Source organism: Candidatus Thermoplasmatota archaeon (genome assembly GCA_029907305.1).
In the GTDB taxonomy this organism is placed as follows: domain Archaea; phylum Thermoplasmatota; class E2; order DHVEG-1; family DHVEG-1; genus JARYMC01.
This window is the reverse complement of record JARYMC010000103.1, coordinates 1-4,291: the sequence shown is the minus strand read 5'-3', so window position 1 is coordinate 4,291 and position 4,291 is coordinate 1. Positions and strand designations below refer to the sequence as shown.

Sequence of the window (4,291 nt, the reverse complement as noted above, 5' to 3'; positions counted from 1 at the left end):
GGTGCGCCTGCCCAGAAGCAAAAATGTTTGTTAGAAGAAAAATAGCGCGATTCACCCCCATACTAAAGTCTGGGTATTTCTCGCTCACAAAATGTTAAAAAAAATTTATTAAGAAAAAAATAATTCAGCCTATAAAACATGAAACTAAGATAAATCCCATAGATTCAATAACCGATAAAGCAGGTGCAATACTTGGGTTAGTTATACTGGGAAGTTGCATAGCTGGTTTAGCTATCGCCACTTATATTGGTGTTCAGATGTGGATGATATCACTAGGTTTTGTACTCGCACTAATCATTATCCTTTTATTGAGAGACTCGTTGCATGCGATTATGAGAAAACATGTTAGTAAAAATCATTTTGTTGTTGCACCTACATTAAAAAAGATGCCTGTCGGTATCATACCGTTTGTATTAGCATTGTTTATCACAGTTGAGGTGTTACGAATTTATGGGGTAACTGCTGACATAGGTTTTTTCTTTAAAAGTATCTGTGGCACGTCTAACACTTCAACAGTTTTTGTGTATGGTATATCATCTGCGTTTTCTGCAAACATACTAAACAATATACCTATGACGGTTGCATATGTTCCAATGGTTAGTTTAGCAACACAAACTAATGTTTTTCCAGCTGTATTAGCAACAACTATTGGTTCCAATCTGGGTGCTAATATTACACCAATAGGTGCATTGGCTGGTATTATGTGGATGAGTATACTCCGTGATAAAGAAGTGAAGATATCTTTTAAGGAGTTTGTTAAACATGGTTTTATAGTAACACCGGTGACTCTTTTAGCATGCCTTGGAGTACTGGCATTTGAATTTATGCTGTTTTAAAAAATAAAGGCGAAGGGATTATATCCACGTTTAAAGATTACAGGGCTCATACCACAAAAAATAAGGTTACTAGAAGAATTGGTGAGATGATATGAATAAAACATTGATTGCTCTTGGTGTGGGGATTTGGGTAATCATGCTTATATTAAATTTTATACTTAGGGGATCATTGGGTGCTCAATTAAATTGCGATGAAATTGCTGCGACTCTTCTACCTTTAACTATAATAGAGATCGTAGCGTGTATAATAACGATAGTTGGTATTTTCAAAAATGATTAAAAATTAGGGGCATACGTCATAAAATATAATTACTATTAGTTAATATTAGAAAATTGTTGGGGGATAAAATCTTATGAATAAAAGGGTATTTGTGTTATTTTTGTCGGCATGTATACTAATAACTAGTATAAGCTTAGCTAGTGCATATGAAAATAAAAAAAAGAGTGTTACCATCGATGAGATGATTCAAAATAGTTCAAATATACTCAGTGGCGATTATTACGTTCAATGGGTTATGAATTTTGGTTCTGACTGGCGTTATGGGGCTCGTTATGAGGGTCCTCAGCCTATAGGTGACTGTGACAATGATGGTAAAAACGAGTTTATTCTAGGTGGTAGAGATGGCAAACTTAGGATCATGGAGTGGAATGAATCTAAACAAACATATTTAGAGATGCATACGCTTTTTTGCCCATCTTATCCTTTTGACAAAAATGATGCTGGTGGTTTTGCTATAGGCGATATCACAAATGATGGAAAAGATGAAATCGCTGCTTCTTGGCCTGCCTCTATTTATAAATGGGTTGGTGGAAAATACAAGGTTTTAGGTTGGAATTCATGGATATTCAATAGAAATGGTGGTAGCGCTGATTGCTACATTGGTGATTGTGATAATGATGGTAAGAATGAGTTAATCATGTCAGGTGGTCCTATGAGTGAGGGTAGTTCTGTTCCTGAGATTGTGATTTTTGAATGGAGTGGGTTAAGGCTTGTTAAGGTAGCTGAGTGGGATGATCTTGGTGTTAACGGATTTGTTTACATGGCTGGTCTCGGTGATGTTGATGATGATGGTGAAAACGAAATTGTATGTGGTACGGCCCACAAGGTCGTGGTTTTAGATTGGAATAAAAATAGTAAAGAGTTTGAGGCGACCACCATTAAAACAACCTATCCTGAGGGGTATCCGTTTGCTTGTGTCTGTAAGGATAGCGATATGGATGGTAAGCTTGAGATACATGTTGGTTATTACTCCCCTACCATCACTATTTTAGAATGGAATGGAGTAGGTTATGTGCAGAAATTTGAGAAGACTTGGCCAGGTGAAGGTGTTTTGATAGAAGCTCTTGATGTTGGTGATGTTGATGATGATAGCATAGCTGAGGTATGTGCAGGAACCAATAGGGTACATATTCTTCAATGGAATGGTTCTACTTATGTGGAGGAGGCTGTGTTGCCTACCTTCGGTGATTTAGCTGTTTTGTCGATTGGTGATTGTGATAATGATGGTAAGAATGAGATTAACGCTGGTTCAGTTATGGTGGAGCATGGTCAGGATTTCATGTCGTGGGTCTATAAATACGAACCAAATTCAAAACTAAAGGTCATTTCTTATCAGCAAAATCTCGTTAACGGAGATGATGATATTGGAATGAGCTGTTCAATGATGGCTGGTAGTTTAAACGTGAAAGTTTGTAGCTCTGTTCTTGGTAAAAAACTTGGTGATGGATCAATTGCAGCTTGGGATTTAGAAAACAATGTTTGGTATGATGTACAGCCTTTATCTGAGAATCCTTATTCTGAGGATTGGGGTTCGTATGTTAGATATAATCTTCCATCAGGTGAGTATCTTCTGAGGGCAAAAGTGGAAGGATATAAAGTTCAGGAGACTAATATTACTATTGTATCTGGCCAAGTGACGTCTTATACGTTTAATTTACAGCGTGATTTAACAATTAATAGTTTATCAACATCAATAGCTCAGTATGGTAGTTCATCAAGCGTCAAAAAGAATTTACAAAATAGTAGTTACCAACAATTAAATCAAATTATATGTAAGATAAAAAACTTCCCTCTTTTTTTGAACCATATTTAACTGGTGAGACAATTAGCTAAACGTTCTCTATAATGAGCGATAAGAAAGCGTATTATTAGTTCTAACTTATAATCACGGAAATTTAATCCCCCGTGAACAACCCCTAGCATTATATCTGCTAGTTTATCATTTTTACTTGCTAGTTTAACAAGATATTCGACATTACCTCTGTAAGCTGGTAAGCGGAGGAACTCATATATGTCTTTACCAAAATCGTTCATCCATTTTGTTTGATAGGATGATAAAAACGTTTCACTGACATCTTCTTTTTCCAGTGACTCAACAATGACATCTGCAGCTGTTTTACCTGATGACATAGCATAATAGATTCCCTCCCCGGTTAACGGGTTTATAAAACCAGCAGCGTCTCCACATAAAAGCACTCTTTCCGAATAAGTTTTCCTTAGAGGACCTATATGGAGAGCACCACCTTTGCATCTACCGATTTTTAAATCATCTGGTATTATGTTGGTTTTCTTAAGAACCTTAATATATTCTTTATAAACCTGGGATAGGTTTGTTTTAGATTTTGATAATTCATCATCTGGGCTTATTTTACCAACACCTATATTCAAATGTTGTTTTTTAGGGAAAACCCAACCATAACCTAGTAGACCCTGGAATCTAAGATGTATTGAGCACGCCTTTTCATCACCAAAAAACTTATCAATGGTTTCTTCACCTAGATTATACTGCTGAAACAAACAAACACCGATTCTCCTACCTTTTTTGGGTATCAGGTTCAGCTTATTTCCGATAACGCTCCAGACGCCATCTGTCGCAACAACCAGTTTTGTATCGACCTCTTGTTTGTCATCCAAAACGATTTTTGCTTTTTCTTTTGATATTTTTATGTCTTCAACTTTTTTGCCATCAATAAAATTAGCACCATCATCGACAGCGAGTTGTACAAGCCTACTGTCAAATTTTTCTCTCAGAGTCATACCAACGATGGGGTCATCTTTTTTTATAAATGCTCTATATCTCAGAGAGGGAGAATAAGCATAGCCAGCGTATGAGTATGATTCTATCAAATCTCTATTTTTGATATATGGGAATCTTTCCCAAACATGAGATGGTAAACCACCACCGCATGGTTTATCACGTGGGAATTTATTTTTGTCTAACAGTAAAACATCTACTCCTTTTTCTGCTAAATATTTTGCAGCAGTTGAACCAGCTGGGCCAGCGCCGACAACAACTACATCATATTTCGTGGTTTAAAAACCCCCATTTTGTATACTACAGTACTTCGGAAAGTACAATCGTAAATATTTTTAACCTATATAACTTCATTGATTTTTTTGGGAAGATGGGATGAGAAGTACCCTTGAAGATAAGTTAAAAGATGTTATTGTAAAG

The 4,291-nt window shown here is 36.2% G+C and carries 3 protein-coding genes and 1 pseudogene; 3 read left to right on the top strand and 1 reads right to left on the bottom strand.

All coding sequences use genetic code 11. The annotated features are described in order from the left end of the window. The first annotated feature begins 131 nt into the window (after positions 1-131). The 3 genes from QHH19_06850 to QHH19_06840 all read left to right on the top strand — a co-directional run bounded on the left by QHH19_06850 (position 132) and on the right by QHH19_06840 (position 2,929). On the top strand, positions 132-836 hold the full coding sequence (locus QHH19_06850) for an ArsB/NhaD family transporter (protein ID MDH7518041.1): 705 nt from the start codon (positions 132-134) through the stop codon (positions 834-836). Between the two features lie 91 nt (positions 837-927). Continuing rightward, positions 928-1,116 (top strand): hypothetical protein, encoded by a 189-nt coding sequence (locus tag QHH19_06845; protein ID MDH7518040.1) that lies wholly within the window; start codon positions 928-930, stop codon positions 1,114-1,116. Positions 1,117-1,189: 73 nt separating this feature from the next. Next, positions 1,190-2,929, top strand: coding sequence for a hypothetical protein (locus QHH19_06840; protein MDH7518039.1), 1,740 nt, complete (start codon positions 1,190-1,192; stop codon positions 2,927-2,929). On the opposite strand, the pseudogene QHH19_06835 reads toward QHH19_06840, so the two are convergent. Next, positions 2,926-4,080: pseudogene (locus QHH19_06835) on the bottom strand (geranylgeranyl reductase family protein). The gene QHH19_06840 and the pseudogene QHH19_06835 sit on opposite strands and share 4 nt — an antisense overlap. Positions 4,081-4,291 lie beyond the last annotated feature (211 nt).

Excerpts from the sequence above, each read along its gene's own strand:
- QHH19_06845 (MDH7518040.1), top strand. The coding sequence starts at position 928 with ATGAATAAAACATTGATTGCTCTTGGTGTGGGGATTTGGGTAATCATG.
- QHH19_06840 (MDH7518039.1), top strand. The coding sequence starts at position 1,190 with ATGAATAAAAGGGTATTTGTGTTATTTTTGTCGGCATGTATACTAATA.